Raw genomic sequence first — 14,313 nt, 5'->3', positions numbered from 1 at the left:
CCACGGTTTTTTTTAGGGAGGTGTCAGAAGCGGTAGCCGACTTCCAGCCAGTACTGGCGGCCGACTTCGTAGCTCACCAGGCTCACCGACTCGCGGCTGGAGATCTTGTTGACCTTGTCGGTGACGTTGGTGATATCGACGTTGACGAAGAACGCCTGGTCCTTGCCGGTGGGGATGTCCCAGGCCAGCTTCATGTCCCAGGTCGGCGCCCCCGGCGTGGCTACGGTTTCGTAGCGGCTGAGCACTTCGCCGTCGACCTCGATGTCTTCGTCCAGGTTGACGACCTGGTCGTACGCCCCGCGATAGCGCAGGAAGTTGCTGATCGACAGGTTCCACTGGGGGATGTCGGTGATGGTGGTCAGCCGCGCGGTCCAGGGCCGGTTGTAGTCGCTGCCCGGCAGTTCGTGGTACGGAATGCGTTTGCCGTCGAGCACCACATCGTTGCCAGCCAGCTCGTCACCGTCCAGGCCGGCCTCGTAGGTCTGGCCATAACCGCTCTTGGTCCGCGACCAGTCCAGGGCCAGCTGCACGCTGGTGCTGGTGCCCTTGAAGCGCAGTGGCTGCATCGGCGTGACGGTCAGGCTGACGTTCTCGGTCTCGCTGGTGCCGGCGTTGAGGTAGGCGTAGTAATCCTTGCTGTAGCCCTCGGGAATATCCTTGGCATCCAGGTTGTAGTAGGGCCGGGTGCGGTAGATCTGGTCGTGGCCCTTGCGGTTGACGTACTTGAGCTGGAATTCGGTGTCGAACCAGCGTTGGTTGAGCCCCAGCATCAACTCGTCGTCGTAGGGGATGTCCATGCTGGAGAACTTGCTCATGTTCTTGTTGGTGCTCGACAGCGCCCATTCGGCGGCCTGGGTGGCGCGGGTGTAGCGCGAGGTGAACTGCTGACGACCATCGGCCAGGCGATACTTGAACAGGTTGCGGCCGTAGTAGCGGTTGGCGCCGAACACCAGCACCGTGCTGCGGTCGCCGAAGAAGTCGTAGTCGCCGGCAAAGCGCGGCGCCAGGCTCTTCTGCTCCATGTAGTCGTCACCCTCGAAGCGCAGGCCGGGGCGCAGGGTGAGCTTGCCGTAGCCGATTTCGTCCTGGACGAACAGCGCGTACTTCTTCTGTTCCATGTCGATCTTGCCGGCGCCGTAGACCATCATCGCCGAGCCGTACTGGCGGTTATTGCCATTGAGCAACCGCCCGTTCGAGCACCACGGGTCGCCGCCGCCACACACGCCGTTGTCGCGCTTCAAGGTAGTGATCGACAGGGCTTCGTCCTCACGTTCCCAGCTCGCCCGCTGATAGCCAAGCTCAAGGCCGGTGGTCAGGCTGTGTGCGGCCGAGCCGATGCTGAACGTCTGCCAGTCGGCCTTGAGCTTGTAGTCGATGCTGCGCTGGGTCTGGTACAGGCTGCCGAAACCGCCTTCGGCACTGCGCGCGTTACTGTCGTCGGGATTGCCCCAATCCTTGGTGTCGGACCAGTACCACTTGATCTCCTGGTTGCGGTCGGAGTCGCGCGAGGCGTACAGGTTGCTCACCGCCAGTTGCTGCGTCCAGCGGGCGGTGTCGCCTTCGTAGATGGCCTTGAACGAGCCCTGCCAGCCACCGTTGATGTTGGTGTAGCCCGAGTCGCGATAGTCCTCGCGGTAGTAGGTGTTTTCCTGCGGGGCGTAGACGATCGAGGTGTCCAGGGTCAGGCGGTCGTTGACGTTCCAGTAGGTCTTGAGCAGGAAGTTGTCCAGCGCCCGGGTCTGTTCCTGTTCGTTGTCGTTGTTCGGGCTGTTGTAGCCGTTGGCATAGGTGCGCAGTGGCAGGTACGAACGCTTTTGCGAGAAGTTGAACAGGACGCCGAAGTCGTCGGTGAGGTGGCCTTCGAGCGTGCCGCGCAGGGTGGTCTTGGTGAACTCGGGTTGGTTCTTCTCGTTCGACGAGGTGTCGAAGGTTTCCTTGTTCTCGCGGGTGATGTGGTAGCTGGTCCACTCCGAACGGGTCATGGCGTAGGACAGCTTGCCGTGCAGGTCGTAGCTTGGGCGACGGGTAATGGCGTCGACCACGCCGCCATTGAAGCCGCCGTATTCAACCGGGACGTTGCTGTCGTAGACCTTGATCTCCTCGAGCAGGTCGGCGTCCAGGGCGATGCCGTGCGAGCGGCTGGGCGCCGAGTCGAACTGGCGGGTTTCGTTGTAGCCGTGGGCGCCAGGGTCGAGGTCGTTGTTGATCGAGATGCCGTCGATCATGAAGTTGTTCTGATAGAACTTGGCGCCGTTGATGCTGATGTCGGCGGGGTCGATTTCGCCCGGCGTGTTGGAACTCTTCTGCTCGGTGCTGAACTGCACGTTGGGGTGCATCTGCAGCAGCGTGGTGATATCGCCGTTGGCACCGGGGAAGGCCTGGATCGCCTTGCGGTCGATGACCTTGGCGCCCATGTAGCTGTTCTCTTCGGTGTCGCCGAGGATCACCGTGTTGTGCAGCTCCAGCGAACCATTGCCGGTCTGGAGCAAGCGAAACACCAGCGCGCCGTCCTGGTAATCCCAGGTGATGCCAGTGCCGATCAGCAACTGCGCCAGCGCCGACTCGCTGCTGAGCTGGCCGCTGATGGCGGTGGACTGCAGGCCGTCGAGCAGGTCGGGGTCTACCGTGACCTGCATGCCGCTCTGCTGGCCGAAATTGATCAGGGCGATGGCGAGTTTCTGGGCGGGGATATCGAAGCTGTGCACCTGGGTGAGCTCGCTGCGCTGCGCAGGCTGTTCGGCAAAGGCCGGCAGCACCGCCAGCGAGCTGCACAACCCCAGTACTCCGGCACCCGCGGCTTGTTTCAGGCGCAACGACCAACCCCGCGCTTGGCGCGGCCTACGGCTTGTTGTTTCAGTCATCCCACGTCCCCGCCCCGGTCAGTCGCCGGGCAGTAAATTGAATACGAATCGATATCAGTTGTTGCGCGCGGGGGAGAAGACGGGGGAGGTCAGGGGATTTTCAGAAGATTTTTGAAATTTTTTTGGCGGGGAAATTTGGAGCCGCAAAGCGGCCCCGGATATCTCAAGGCCGGCTGAGCACCCACAGCCAAGGCCCATAGCTTTCAACCTGGCCTCCGTGTGGCCGGACCACCGCGCGCAGTGCCGCCTCAGGCTTGCGCAAGTCATACACGCCGCTGACGCGCTTCACGCCCAGCGCTTCATCACGCAGCAGCACCTTGCCAGGCAGGTAACGCGCCAACTCGGCGACCAGTTCGGCCACCGGCGTCTCATCGGCAATCAGCTGCCCCTGGCGCCATGCCGCCGCCTGGGAAGGCTGGAACGGCAGCACCCGCGCCTGCCCTTCGGCATAGCGCAGCTTCTGCCCAGCCATCAGCGCGGCCGCCAGCACCTGGGCCTTCGCGGCATCTTCTACCTGCACCGATCCATGCTGCACATCCACCCCTACCCTGCCCGGCCGCAGCTCGACGTTGAACGCGGTGCCGGTGACGGTCACCCGCACGTCGTCGACACGCACATGAAACGGCTTGGCCTTGTTGGGTGTGACTTCAAAGAACGCCTGGCCCGCCAGCAGCTTCACGTCCCGGTGATTGCCGGAGTAATCCACGGCGATGGCCGTGTCGCTGTCCATCTGCACCACGCTGCCATCGGCCAGCGTCACATCGCGGGTCTCGCCCTGGGCGGTGCGGTAGTCGGCCTGCAGGCGCAGGCTCAGCGACGGCGCCACGGCTACCAGCAGGCAGGCGGCCACCGCTGCACCGAGCCACCAGCGGCGGGTCGGTTTTCTTTTCGGCAGCGGCACTACCGTGGCACTTGGTTCGGGCCACTGCTCGACGGTGGCAGGGGCCAGCTGGCCAGTCAGGCGCCAGACCCGCTCGGCCTTGCCGTAGGCCTGGGCATTGGCCACATCGCTGTTGCACCACTGCGCCAGCTCGGCACGCAGCTGCGCATCGTGCGGGGCCTGCTGGATGCGCAAGAGCCAGTCCAGGGCCTGGTCGCGGCGGCTGGATACGCGATCTGCTGACGTCATGTCCGGCAAGTCTCCTGGGGGCTCGGGGGCGCGAAGGGTCGCACAGAGTCGGCCCGTTGAGCAAAGGACGCACCAGCAGCCGGATTTTTCACAGGTCGTCCTCCAGGTGTTCCATGCAATGGCGCAAGGCGTCGTGGACCAGCTGGTGGACCAGGCTCACCGAGACGTTCAGGTGGGCGGCCACCTGCTGCAGGGTGAAGCCGCCCAGACGGTGCATTTCGAAGGCCAGGCGGGTGCGCGCTGGCAATGCTTCAAGGGCACGGCTGATGGCGGCGAGCTCGTCCTGCTGGGTGACGGTCTGTTCGGGCGAGGCGCTGCTGGAGGGCAGTTCGGCGAGTATCTCGTCGCCGCCGGGCTGGGACTTTTCGGTGGCTGTGCGACGAGTCTGGTCGAGCGCCAGGTTGCGCACGATGCGGTAGAGGTAACTGGCCGGGTGGCGGATCTCGGCGTCGCTGTCCTGGCGGCTGAAACGCAGCCAGGCTTCCTGCACCACGTCTTCGGCACGGGCACGGCAACCCACGATTGGCGCGGCATAGTCGACCAATGCTGCCCGGTGGGCGAGGTAGAGTTGCAGTTTGTCGTCCGCCACGGGGTGGTATGCCAAGCGATTTCGGGGGCGGGGATGTTACCTGTAGTCGAGAATCATTATCAACAGAAGATATGTGTTGTCTGCTCTGGCCTCTTCGCGGGCAAGCCCGCTCCCACAGGTACTGCACAGTATTCAGGAACTGCGGCAATCCTGTGGGAGCGGGCTTGCCCGCGAAGGGGGCGACACGGTATCAGAGTCTTACACTGGCAAATGTCGACTCATTGCGCGCCTGGCTCAACGCCGCCATCGGCCCGCTGTGCGGCGACAAGGTCATGGCCTGCGGAATCGGCATCATTGCCACCTGCTGCGCAGTATTCGACCCTACCCGCTCATCGCGCGGCGGAATGCCAAAGTACTCGCGGTAGCACTTGGAAAAATGCGGCGTGGAAACGAAGCCGCACACCGACGCCACTTCGATGATCGACATCGGCGTCTGCTTGAGCAGCTGCCGCGCGCGGATCAGGCGCAGCTTCAGGTAGTAGCGCGACGGCGAGCAGTGCAGATACTTCTGGAACAGCCGCTCCAACTGGCGTCGCGACACCGACACGTACACCGCCAGTTCATCGAGGTCGATCGGCTCTTCGAGGTTGGCCTCCATCAATGCGACGATTTCCTGCAGCTTCGGCTGGTTGGTGCCAAGCATGTGCTTGAGCGGCACACGCTGATGATCCTGCTCGTTGCGAATGCGCTCGTAGACGAACATCTCGGAGATCGCCGCCGACAGTTCGCGGCCATGATCACGGCTGATCAGGTGCAGCATCATGTCCAGCGGCGCGGTGCCGCCTGAGCTGGTGAAGCGGTTGCGGTCGAGGGTGAACAGGCGTGTGCTCATGTTGGCCCGCGGGAAGGCTTCCTGCATGGCCGCCAGGCATTCCCAGTGCACGCTGCAATCAAAGCCGTCGAGCAGGCCGGCACAGGCCAGCGCCCAGCTGCCGGTGCACACCGCGCCAAGCCTGCGCGACTGGCGGGCCTGGGCCTGCAGCCAGGTGACGTGTTCACGGGTGACGCTGCGCTGAATGCCGACGCCGCCGCAGACGATCACGGTGTCGATCGGCGGCGCGCTGTGCATGGCCGCGTCCGGGGTGATCTGCAAGCCATCGCTGGCCCACACCTGGCCGCCATCGGCTGTCAGCGTGTGCCAGCGGTACAGCTCTCGGCCGGACAACTGGTTGGCCATGCGCAGCGGCTCGACGGCCGACGCCAGGGAAATGAGGGTGAAATTGTCCAAGAGAAGAAACCCGATGGACTGGGGTGCTGTGCGGTTCTGGGTTGGGTTCCCGGAGGTGTACGACGTCATCGCGGTTTCTCCTCACACAATGCAGGGTGTGCCTCAGGCGGGCACTGATTTCTTGTTATGACCCCCCGGTCATGTTTCCGGAGGTAGGTTGCCAATCTCAACGCAAACGCCGTGCCGTAAATTGAACGGCTATTCTAAAACTCCTGAAAACGACGCCTTTGTTGGAGCATTCAGGGGCTTGCGGGGTGTTGGCGAGTCGTCGCAAACCGGCGAGCTAGCGCCTTGCGTGTAACCGGTGAGCACTTTGGTGACACGCGCAGTGTAGGTTTCCCAGAAACGACACTCTTGAGTGTCACCGACAATGCCCACACTGATCACGACATCCGACAATCGGTAGATGCACAAACGCCCCATAACGGGGCGTCGTGACCAGCATAGCGCGGGTTCAGCGCATCAACATTCGATGACGCTCACCGCCAGGCCACCGCGGGAGGTCTCTTTATATTTGTCGTGCATGTCGGCACCGGTGTCGCGCATGGTGCGGATCACCTGGTCAAGGGAGATGAAGTGTTCGCCGTCGCCGCGCAGGGCCATTTGCACGGCATTGATGGCTTTCACCGCCGCAATCGCGTTGCGCTCGATGCACGGCACCTGCACCAGGCCACCGACCGGGTCGCAGGTCAGGCCAAGGTTGTGTTCGAGGGCAATCTCGGCGGCGTTTTCCACCTGCGGCGGGGTCGCGCCCAACACTTCGGCTAGGCCCGCAGCCGCCATCGCGCAGGCCGAACCGACCTCGCCCTGGCAGCCGACTTCGGCGCCGGAGATCGACGCGTTTTTCTTGCACAGAATGCCCACGGCCGCTGCGGCAAGGAAGTAATCGACCACGTTGGAGTCATTCACCGCATCGCTGAAGCGCATGTAGTAGTGCAGCACTGCGGGAATGATGCCGGCCGCGCCGTTGGTGGGCGCGGTGACCATGCGCCCGCCAGCGGCGTTCTCTTCGTTGACCGCCAGGGCGAACAGGTTGACCCATTCCATGGCACTCATGGTCGAGCCGATCACGTTGGGCTTGCCCATCTCCTGCAGGCTGCGGTGCAGCTTGGCGGCGCGGCGGCGCACGTTGAGCCCGCCGGGCAGGATGCCTTCGTACTTGAGTCCGTTGTTGACGCATTCCTGCATGGCTTCCCAGAGTTTATGCAGGCCTGCGCGGATCTCTTCTTCGCTGCGCCAGACCTTCTCGTTGGCCATCATCAATTGCGACACGCTGAGGTCGTTTTGCTTGCACAGGCGCAGCAGTTCGGCGGCGCTGTTGAAATCGTACGGCAGCACCGTCTGGTCGGCGTCCAGCACACCGCTGGCGGCCTGGGCCTCATCGACCACGAAGCCCCCACCCACCGAGTAATAGGTATCGCGGTGCAGCTCGCCGTGCTCGCCTTCGGCGACCAGGGTCATGGCATTGGGGTGGTAGGGCAGGTTCTCGTCCAGCAGCAGCATGTCGCGGGCCCAGACGAATTCGATGGGCAGGCGGTTGTCCAGCTTGAGGGTGTCGGTTTCGCGCAGGTCGGCGATACGCGGGACGATCTGGGTCGGGTCGATGGCGTCCGGCCATTCGCCCATCAGGCCCATGATGGTGGCGTTGTCGGTGCCATGGCCGATGCCGGTGGCCGACAGCGAACCATACAGCCGCACCTCGATACGTTTCACTTGCTCCAGCTCGCCGCGCTCACGCAGGCCCTGGACGAACAACGCCCCCGCACGCATGGGGCCGACGGTATGCGAGCTGGAGGGGCCGACACCGATCTTGAACAGGTCGAACACGCTGATGGCCATTGTCGCTTCACCTCTTGCTGGGCTTGTCTCTGCGCGCCATGCGCAGGGCGGGGCAACTGCTAGGCTGAAGCTGCGAGCCGCCACGAATGCACGCATCATCGGGCTTTTACGCACCCCCTCGCCGTCTGCAACCGACGTACTTTTGCTCAGCAGCGCCGTGCTGTTTTGGTCATTTGTGCGCCGTTTTCCAGCGCTTGGATGACGGAAAAATGCGCAAGCGAGGGGCGATAAATCCATAAGCGACGTCGCCTGTACTGGATGCGACCCGTTGCGTACTGGTTACGACCCCACCAGTAGGCGATTGCCCGGCGCTGGAGGATTATCGAAAGCGACTCGTAAAGCACGGCCACGCAACCTGCCCTCTGCAGGCCTGGTCGACCGGGCCCTGAAAAAGCCCGGCGACCCACGCGAACCCGAAGACAAAATCACAGGAGTCCATCCATGAAAGGTTCACCCTCGCTGTTGCTGGTCGCGGTGCTGTGCGCACCGTTGCTGGCCCAGGCCGCCGAACCCGAGCAGTGCCGCACGGTACGCTTCTCTGATGTCGGCTGGACCGACATCACCGTCACCACGGCGACCACCAGCGTTGTCCTCGAAGCACTGGGCTACAAGACCCACACCACCATGATCTCGGTGCCGGTGACCTACAAGTCGCTGGCCGCCGGCAAGGACTTGGACGTGTTTCTCGGCAACTGGATGCCGACCATGGAAAACGACATCAAGCAGTACCGCGACGCCGGCACGGTGGAGACCGTGCGCGCCAACCTGGAAAACGCCAAGTACACCTTGGCCGTACCCCAGGCGCTGTATGACAAGGGCCTCAAGGATTTCGCCGACATTGCCAAGTTCAAGAAGGAACTGGACGGCAAGATCTACGGCATCGAGCCCGGCAATGATGGCAACCGCACCATCCAGAGCATGATCGACAAGAACGCCTTCGGCCTCAAGGACGCCGGTTTCAAGATCGTGCAGTCCAGCGAGGCCGGCATGCTGTCGCAGGTCGAGCGGGCACAGAAGCGCGGTGAGGCGGTGGTGTTCCTGGGTTGGGAACCGCACCCGATGAACACCCGTTTCAAGATGCAGTACCTGACCGGCGGGGACGAGTTCTTCGGCCCCGATTTCGGCAAGGCGACCGTGCTGACCAACACCCGCAAGGGCTATGCGCAGGAGTGCAGCAACGTTGGCCAGTTGTTGAAGAACCTGTCGTTCGAGCTCAAGGATGAAAGCACCATGATGGGCTATGTCCTGGACGACAAGATGAAGCCCGAGGCGGCCGCGCAGAAGTGGCTCAAGGACAATCCAGGCAAATTGGACGCCTGGCTGGCCGGGGTGACCACCGTGGATGGCAAACCCGGCCTTGAGGCGGCCAAAGCCAAGCTGACGCAATAACGCAAGACGCTCAAGCAACACCGCGGGGCGGGACCGTGCTCGCCCCGGACTGATTTCAATCATTGCAGGTGGAAGCTCGCTATCATGCTTATCGATCAGAAAATACCCCTGGGGCAGTACATCGCGTCGTTCGTCGAATGGCTGACCCAGAACGGCGCGAACTACTTCGACGCCATCGCGCAAGGCCTGGAGTTCATGATCCATGGGGTGACCAGCGCCCTGACCTGGTTCAACCCGTTCGTCCTCATCGCCCTGTTCGCCGCCCTCGCGCACCTGATTCAGCGCAAATGGGCACTTACCGTGTTCGTCGCCCTTTCCTTCCTGCTGATCCTCAACCTGGGGTACTGGCAAGAAACCATGGAGACCTTGGCCCAGGTCACCTTCGCCACCGTGGTGTGCGTGGCCATCGGCGTGCCGCTGGGCATCGTCGCCGCGCACAAGCCAATGTTCTATACCGCGATGCGGCCGGTGCTCGACCTGATGCAGACGGTGCCGACCTTCGTCTACCTGATCCCTACCCTGACCCTGTTCGGCCTGGGCGTGGTGCCGGGGCTGATCTCAACGGTGGTGTTCGCCATTGCCGCGCCGATTCGCCTGACCTACCTGGGCATCTGCGACGTGCCGCAAGAGCTGCTCGACGCCGGCAAGGCCTTCGGTTGCTCCCGCCGCCAGTTGCTGACCCGCATCGAACTGCCCCACGCGATGCCGAGCATCGCAGCCGGCGTCACCCAATGCATCATGCTGTCGCTGTCGATGGTGGTGATCGCCGCCCTGGTGGGCGCCGATGGCCTGGGCAAACCTGTGGTCAACGCACTCAACACCGCCGACATTTCCCTGGGCTTCGAAGCGGGCCTGGCGATCGTGCTGCTGGCGATCATGCTCGACCGTATCTGCAAGCAACCGGAAGTCACGGTAAGGGGTGAAGCATGAGCATCATTCGATTCGAAGACGTCGACGTCATCTTCTCCAACAAACCGCGCGAAGCCCTGACCCTGCTCGACGAGGGCAAGACCCGCGAGCAGATCCTCAAGCAGACAGGCCTGGTGGTCGGCGTCGAAAAGGCCAACCTGGACATCAACAAGGGCGAGATCTGCGTGCTGATGGGCCTGTCCGGCTCCGGCAAGTCGAGCCTGCTGCGCTGCATCAACGGCCTCAACACCGTCAGCCGCGGCAAGCTGTTCGTCGAGCACGAAGGCAAGCACATCGACATCGCCCACTGCACCCCGGCAGAGCTGAAGATGATGCGCACCAAGCGCATCGCCATGGTGTTCCAGAAGTTCGCCCTGATGCCCTGGCTGACGGTGCGCGAGAACATCAGCTTTGGCCTGGAAATGCAGGGTCGCCCGGAGAAGGAACGGCGCAAGCTGGTCGACGAGAAACTTGAGCTGGTGGGCCTGACCCAGTGGCGCAACAAGAAGCCGGATGAGCTTTCAGGTGGCATGCAGCAGCGGGTGGGCCTGGCCAGGGCCCTGGCGATGGATGCCGACATTCTGCTGATGGACGAACCGTTCTCCGCCCTTGACCCGCTGATCCGCCAGGGCCTGCAGGACGAACTGCTGGAGCTGCAGCGCAAGCTGAGCAAGACCATCGTATTCGTCAGCCACGACCTGGACGAAGCCCTGAAGCTGGGTTCGCGCATCGCGATCATGAAGGACGGGCGGATCATTCAGTACAGCAAACCCGAGGAGATCGTGCTGAACCCGGCGGACGAATATGTGCGTACCTTCGTCGCCCATACCAACCCGCTGAACGTGCTGTGCGGGCGCAGCCTGATGCGCACGCTGGACAACTGCAAGCGGATCAATGGGTCGGTGTGCCTGGACCCGGGGATCGATTCGTGGCTGGATTTGGGCGAAGGCGGTTCGCTCAAGCGTGCGCGCCAGGGGCAGAACGGGCTGGATTTGCAGAACTGGGCGCCAGGGGAGGATGTGGATTTGCTGGAGCGGCGGCCGACGTTGGTGAATGCCGATATCGGCATGCGCGAGGCGCTGCGGATTCGTTATCAGACTGGCAACAAGCTGGTGTTGCAGGATAACGACAAGGTGGTGGGGATATTGGGGGATACGGAGCTTTATCACGCGTTGCTTGGCAAGAATCACGGGTGATGCTGTTGGGGCCGCTTTGCGGCCCATCGCGGCTGAAGCCGCTCCTACAGGCACAGTACAATCCCTGTAGGAGCGGCTTCAGCCGCGATGGGCTGCAAAGCAGCCCCAATCAATCCATCAGCGAACCACAATCCCGCGCGAAGCCATATAGGCCTTGGCCTTAGGCACCGTGTACTCACCAAAGTGGAAGATGCTCGCCGCCAACACCGCACTGGCATGCCCTTCCAGAATCCCGTCGGCCAAGTGCTGCAGATTACCCACACCCCCAGACGCAATCACCGGAATCCCCAGCGCATCGCTGATGGCCCGAGTCACCCCCAGGTCAAAACCATTCTTCATGCCGTCCTGATCCATGCTGGTCAGCAGGATTTCACCGGCACCCAAGCCTTCCATCTTCTTCGCCCACTCGACCGCATCCAGCCCAGTCGGCTTGCGCCCGCCGTGGGTGAAAATCTCCCAGCGCGGTTCTTCACCCGGCCCGGACACCTTCTTCGCGTCGATCGCCACCACGATGCACTGCGAACCGAATCGGTCGGCAGCTTCGCCGACAAACTCCGGGTTGAACACCGCGGCAGTGTTGATCGAAACCTTGTCGGCCCCAGCGTTGAGCAGGTTGCGGATGTCCTGCACGGTACGCACGCCACCGCCCACGGTCAGCGGGATGAACACCTGGCTGGCCATGCGCTCGACGGTATGCAGCGTGGTGTCGCGGCCATCGACGCTGGCAGTGATGTCGAGGAAGGTGATTTCGTCGGCACCCTGCTCGTTGTAGCGACGAGCAATTTCCACCGGGTCGCCGGCGTCACGGATGTTCTCGAACTTGACGCCCTTGACCACCCGGCCGTTGTCCACGTCCAGGCAAGGGATGATGCGCTTGGCCAGTGCCATGGTTCAGTCCTCAGCCTTGATAGTTGTCGCAGAAGGCCTGGGCCTCGGCGACATCGAGAGTGCCTTCGTAGATGGCACGGCCGGTGATGGCGCCGACGATGCCTGGCGCCTTGGCGTCGAGCAGGGCCTTGATGTCACCCAGGTTGTGGATGCCGCCCGAGGCGATCACCGGGATGCGCGTGGCTTCGGCCAGGGCTTTGGTGAAGGGCACGTTGCAACCCTGCATCATGCCGTCCTTGGCGATGTCGGTGTAGACGATCGCCGAGACGCCATCGGCCTCGAAACGCTTGGCCAGGTCGATGACCTGCACCGAGCTCACTTCAGCCCAGCCGTCGGTGGCGACGAAGCCGTCCTTGGCGTCCAGGCCGACGATGACCTTGCCTGGGAAGGCCTTGCACGCTTCGGCGACGAACTCAGGCTGCTTGACCGCCTTGGTGCCGATGATCACGTAGCTGACGCCCGCCTTGACGTAGTGCTCGATGGTTTCCAGCGAGCGGATGCCGCCGCCGATCTGGATCGGCAGGTTCGGGTAGCGCTTGGCGATGGCGGTGACCACTTCACCGTTGACCGGCTGGCCTTCGAAGGCGCCGTTGAGGTCGACCAGGTGCAGGCGGCGGCAGCCACCCTCGACCCACTTGGCGGCCATGCTCACCGGGTCGTCGGAGAATACCGTGGAGTCTTCCATGCGGCCCTGGCGCAGGCGCACGCAAGCACCGTCCTTCAGATCGATAGCGGGGATAATCAGCATCTTGGGAACCTGTCTATTTGTTGGGTTTCAGGGCTTCTCGAGTGCCCACAGGTCGCTTTCGATGCTCTCGAACCGCTCCTTGAGGTGCAGCTGAACATCGGCAATCGCCCTGTTGTAGTAATGGGGTGCAATCTCTTTGCTGAACAGCTCGAGGACCTCGGCCACTTCGAACGACCCCAGTTGCAGCTCGAAGCGGTCTTCGAGGAAACGCTTGAGCGTGTCCAGCGCCTCGCGCTCCTGCTCAGGGGCCAGGGTGATGATCGGGGCCTTGGTCTTCGATCGGCTCATTTACCAGCGCCCGTCCCAGGCGACGAAGTTCTGCAGCAGCTGCAGGCCATGGGTATGGCTCTTCTCCGGGTGGAACTGCACGGCAAAGCGCGAACCGTCGGCCAGCGCTGCGGCGAAGTCGACGCCATAGTGGCCGCGACCGACCACTTGGCCAGGCTTGCCGGCATTGATGTAGTAGCTGTGCACGAAATAGAAGCGCGCGCGGTCAGGGATGTCGTGCCACAGCGGGTGGTCGATGCTCTGGCTGACTTCGTTCCAGCCCATGTGCGGCACCTTGAGGTGCTCGCCGTCTTCCTCCAGGCCTTTGCCGAAGAAGCGCACCTGGCCCGGGAACAGACCGATGCAATCGACGCCGTCGTTCTCTTCGCTGTGCTCCAGCAACGCTTGCATGCCGACGCAGATGCCGAGGAACGGGCGGTCCTGGCTGACTTCACGGACCAGGCTGTCGAAGCCCAGGCGGCGGATCTCGGCCATGCAGTCGCGGATCGCGCCCACGCCCGGGAACACCACGCGGTCAGCCTCGCGAATTACCGCGGCATCGCTGGTGACCAGCACCTTGCCGGCGCCGACGTGCTCGAGCGCCTTGGCCACCGAGTGCAGGTTGCCCATGCCATAGTCGATTACGGCTACCGTCTGCATTTACAGGCATCCCTTGGTGGATGGCATCTGCCCGGCCATGCGCTCGTCGAGGGTCACAGCCATGCGCAGCGCGCGGCCGAACGCCTTGAACACGGTTTCGATCTGGTGGTGGGTGTTGTGGCCGCGCAGGTTGTCGATGTGCAGGCTGACCAGGGCGTGGTTGACGAAGCCCTGGAAGAATTCCTGGAACAGGTCGACATCGAAGCCACCGACCGTGGCGCGGGTGTACGGCACGTGCATCTGCAGGCCTGGGCGGCCGGAGAAGTCGATGACCACGCGCGACAGCGCTTCGTCCAGCGGCACATAGGCATGGCCGTAGCGGAAGATGCCTTTCTTGTCGCCGATGGCCTGGGCGAACGCCTGGCCCAAGGTGATACCGACGTCTTCGACGGTATGGTGATCGTCGATATGCAGGTCACCCTTGCACTCGATATCCAGATCGATCAGCCCGTGTCGGGCGATCTGGTCGAGCATGTGTTCAAGGAAAGGCACGCCGATATCGAATCGGGCTTTGCCACTGCCATCGAGGTTGATCGAGCACTTGACCTGGGTTTCCAGGGTATTGCGCTCGACGGAAGCCTTACGTTCGACCATCACCAGCTCCGCAAAA

13 protein-coding genes are annotated in these 14,313 nt (G+C 62.9%); 3 read left to right on the top strand and 10 right to left on the bottom strand.

The window, feature by feature from the left end; genetic code table 11:
• Positions 1-23 precede the first annotated feature (23 nt).
• From ACIPZF_RS23495 to ACIPZF_RS23475, 5 genes are all read right to left on the bottom strand, one after another.
• Entirely contained in the window at positions 24-2,861 is a 2,838-nt protein-coding gene (locus ACIPZF_RS23495; RefSeq protein ID WP_400803817.1) for a secretin and TonB N-terminal domain-containing protein, read from the bottom strand.
• A 163-nt stretch (positions 2,862-3,024) separates the two neighbouring features.
• A complete protein-coding gene (locus ACIPZF_RS23490; RefSeq protein WP_400803816.1) occupies positions 3,025-3,990 on the bottom strand; it encodes a FecR family protein in 966 nt (321 codons plus the stop codon).
• 88 nt (positions 3,991-4,078) lie between these two features.
• Entirely contained in the window at positions 4,079-4,579 is a 501-nt protein-coding gene (locus ACIPZF_RS23485) for a sigma-70 family RNA polymerase sigma factor (protein ID WP_400803863.1), read from the bottom strand.
• Between the two features lie 190 nt (positions 4,580-4,769).
• Positions 4,770-5,876 (bottom strand): GlxA family transcriptional regulator, encoded by a 1,107-nt coding sequence (locus ACIPZF_RS23480; RefSeq protein WP_400803814.1) that lies wholly within the window; start codon positions 5,874-5,876, stop codon positions 4,770-4,772.
• A gap of 393 nt (positions 5,877-6,269) precedes the next feature.
• A complete protein-coding gene (locus tag ACIPZF_RS23475; protein WP_400803812.1) occupies positions 6,270-7,646 on the bottom strand; it encodes an L-serine ammonia-lyase in 1,377 nt (458 codons plus the stop codon).
• 441 nt (positions 7,647-8,087) lie between these two features.
• On the opposite strand from ACIPZF_RS23475, the gene ACIPZF_RS23470 reads away from it, so the two are divergent.
• The 3 genes from ACIPZF_RS23470 (at position 8,088) to choV (ending at position 11,140) form a co-directional block, all read left to right on the top strand.
• Positions 8,088-9,035 (top strand): choline ABC transporter substrate-binding protein, encoded by a 948-nt coding sequence (locus tag ACIPZF_RS23470; RefSeq protein ID WP_400803810.1) that lies wholly within the window; start codon positions 8,088-8,090, stop codon positions 9,033-9,035.
• A gap of 81 nt (positions 9,036-9,116) precedes the next feature.
• Entirely contained in the window at positions 9,117-9,965 is an 849-nt protein-coding gene (choW, locus tag ACIPZF_RS23465; RefSeq protein ID WP_400803860.1) for a choline ABC transporter permease subunit, read from the top strand.
• Positions 9,962-11,140: a choline ABC transporter ATP-binding protein gene (gene choV / locus ACIPZF_RS23460; RefSeq protein ID WP_400803807.1), complete on the top strand. Its 1,179-nt coding sequence runs from the start codon at positions 9,962-9,964 to the stop codon at positions 11,138-11,140. The genes choW and choV overlap by 4 nt, the downstream gene beginning before the upstream one ends.
• A gap of 117 nt (positions 11,141-11,257) precedes the next feature.
• Here choV and hisF read toward each other — a convergent pair whose 3' ends face one another.
• From hisF to hisB, 5 genes are read right to left on the bottom strand one after another with little or no spacing between them, the layout of a single operon-like run.
• A complete protein-coding gene (gene hisF / locus ACIPZF_RS23455; RefSeq protein ID WP_400803805.1) occupies positions 11,258-12,028 on the bottom strand; it encodes an imidazole glycerol phosphate synthase subunit HisF in 771 nt (256 codons plus the stop codon).
• A gap of 10 nt (positions 12,029-12,038) precedes the next feature.
• On the bottom strand, positions 12,039-12,776 hold the full coding sequence (gene hisA, locus ACIPZF_RS23450; protein ID WP_400803802.1) for a 1-(5-phosphoribosyl)-5-[(5-phosphoribosylamino)methylideneamino]imidazole-4-carboxamide isomerase: 738 nt from the start codon (positions 12,774-12,776) through the stop codon (positions 12,039-12,041).
• A 27-nt stretch (positions 12,777-12,803) separates the two neighbouring features.
• Positions 12,804-13,064, bottom strand: coding sequence for a DUF2164 domain-containing protein (locus ACIPZF_RS23445; RefSeq protein WP_054903416.1), 261 nt, complete (start codon positions 13,062-13,064; stop codon positions 12,804-12,806).
• Complete coding sequence (gene hisH, locus ACIPZF_RS23440) at positions 13,065-13,703, bottom strand: imidazole glycerol phosphate synthase subunit HisH (protein ID WP_400803800.1); 639 nt, start codon at positions 13,701-13,703, stop codon at positions 13,065-13,067.
• On the bottom strand, positions 13,704-14,297 hold the full coding sequence (gene hisB, locus ACIPZF_RS23435; protein WP_346613547.1) for an imidazoleglycerol-phosphate dehydratase HisB: 594 nt from the start codon (positions 14,295-14,297) through the stop codon (positions 13,704-13,706).
• Positions 14,298-14,313 lie beyond the last annotated feature (16 nt).

Source organism: Pseudomonas sp. NPDC089752, from assembly GCF_044748725.1.
Taxonomy (GTDB): domain Bacteria; phylum Pseudomonadota; class Gammaproteobacteria; order Pseudomonadales; family Pseudomonadaceae; genus Aquipseudomonas.
This window is presented reverse-complemented; position numbering and strand designations above follow the sequence as displayed.

Excerpts from the sequence above, each read along its gene's own strand:
- ACIPZF_RS23475 (WP_400803812.1), bottom strand. The coding sequence starts at position 7,646 with ATGGCCATCAGCGTGTTCGACCTGTTCAAGATCGGTGTCGGCCCCTCC.
- ACIPZF_RS23445 (WP_054903416.1), bottom strand. The coding sequence starts at position 13,064 with ATGAGCCGATCGAAGACCAAGGCCCCGATCATCACCCTGGCCCCTGAG.
- hisA (WP_400803802.1), bottom strand. The coding sequence starts at position 12,776 with ATGCTGATTATCCCCGCTATCGATCTGAAGGACGGTGCTTGCGTGCGC.
- ACIPZF_RS23480 (WP_400803814.1), bottom strand. The coding sequence starts at position 5,876 with ATGACGTCGTACACCTCCGGGAACCCAACCCAGAACCGCACAGCACCC.
- hisB (WP_346613547.1), bottom strand. The coding sequence starts at position 14,297 with ATGGTCGAACGTAAGGCTTCCGTCGAGCGCAATACCCTGGAAACCCAG.
- hisF (WP_400803805.1), bottom strand. The coding sequence starts at position 12,028 with ATGGCACTGGCCAAGCGCATCATCCCTTGCCTGGACGTGGACAACGGC.
- hisH (WP_400803800.1), bottom strand. The coding sequence starts at position 13,703 with ATGCAGACGGTAGCCGTAATCGACTATGGCATGGGCAACCTGCACTCG.
- choV (WP_400803807.1), top strand. The coding sequence starts at position 9,962 with ATGAGCATCATTCGATTCGAAGACGTCGACGTCATCTTCTCCAACAAA.
- ACIPZF_RS23490 (WP_400803816.1), bottom strand. The coding sequence starts at position 3,990 with ATGACGTCAGCAGATCGCGTATCCAGCCGCCGCGACCAGGCCCTGGAC.
- ACIPZF_RS23495 (WP_400803817.1), bottom strand. The coding sequence starts at position 2,861 with ATGACTGAAACAACAAGCCGTAGGCCGCGCCAAGCGCGGGGTTGGTCG.
- ACIPZF_RS23470 (WP_400803810.1), top strand. The coding sequence starts at position 8,088 with ATGAAAGGTTCACCCTCGCTGTTGCTGGTCGCGGTGCTGTGCGCACCG.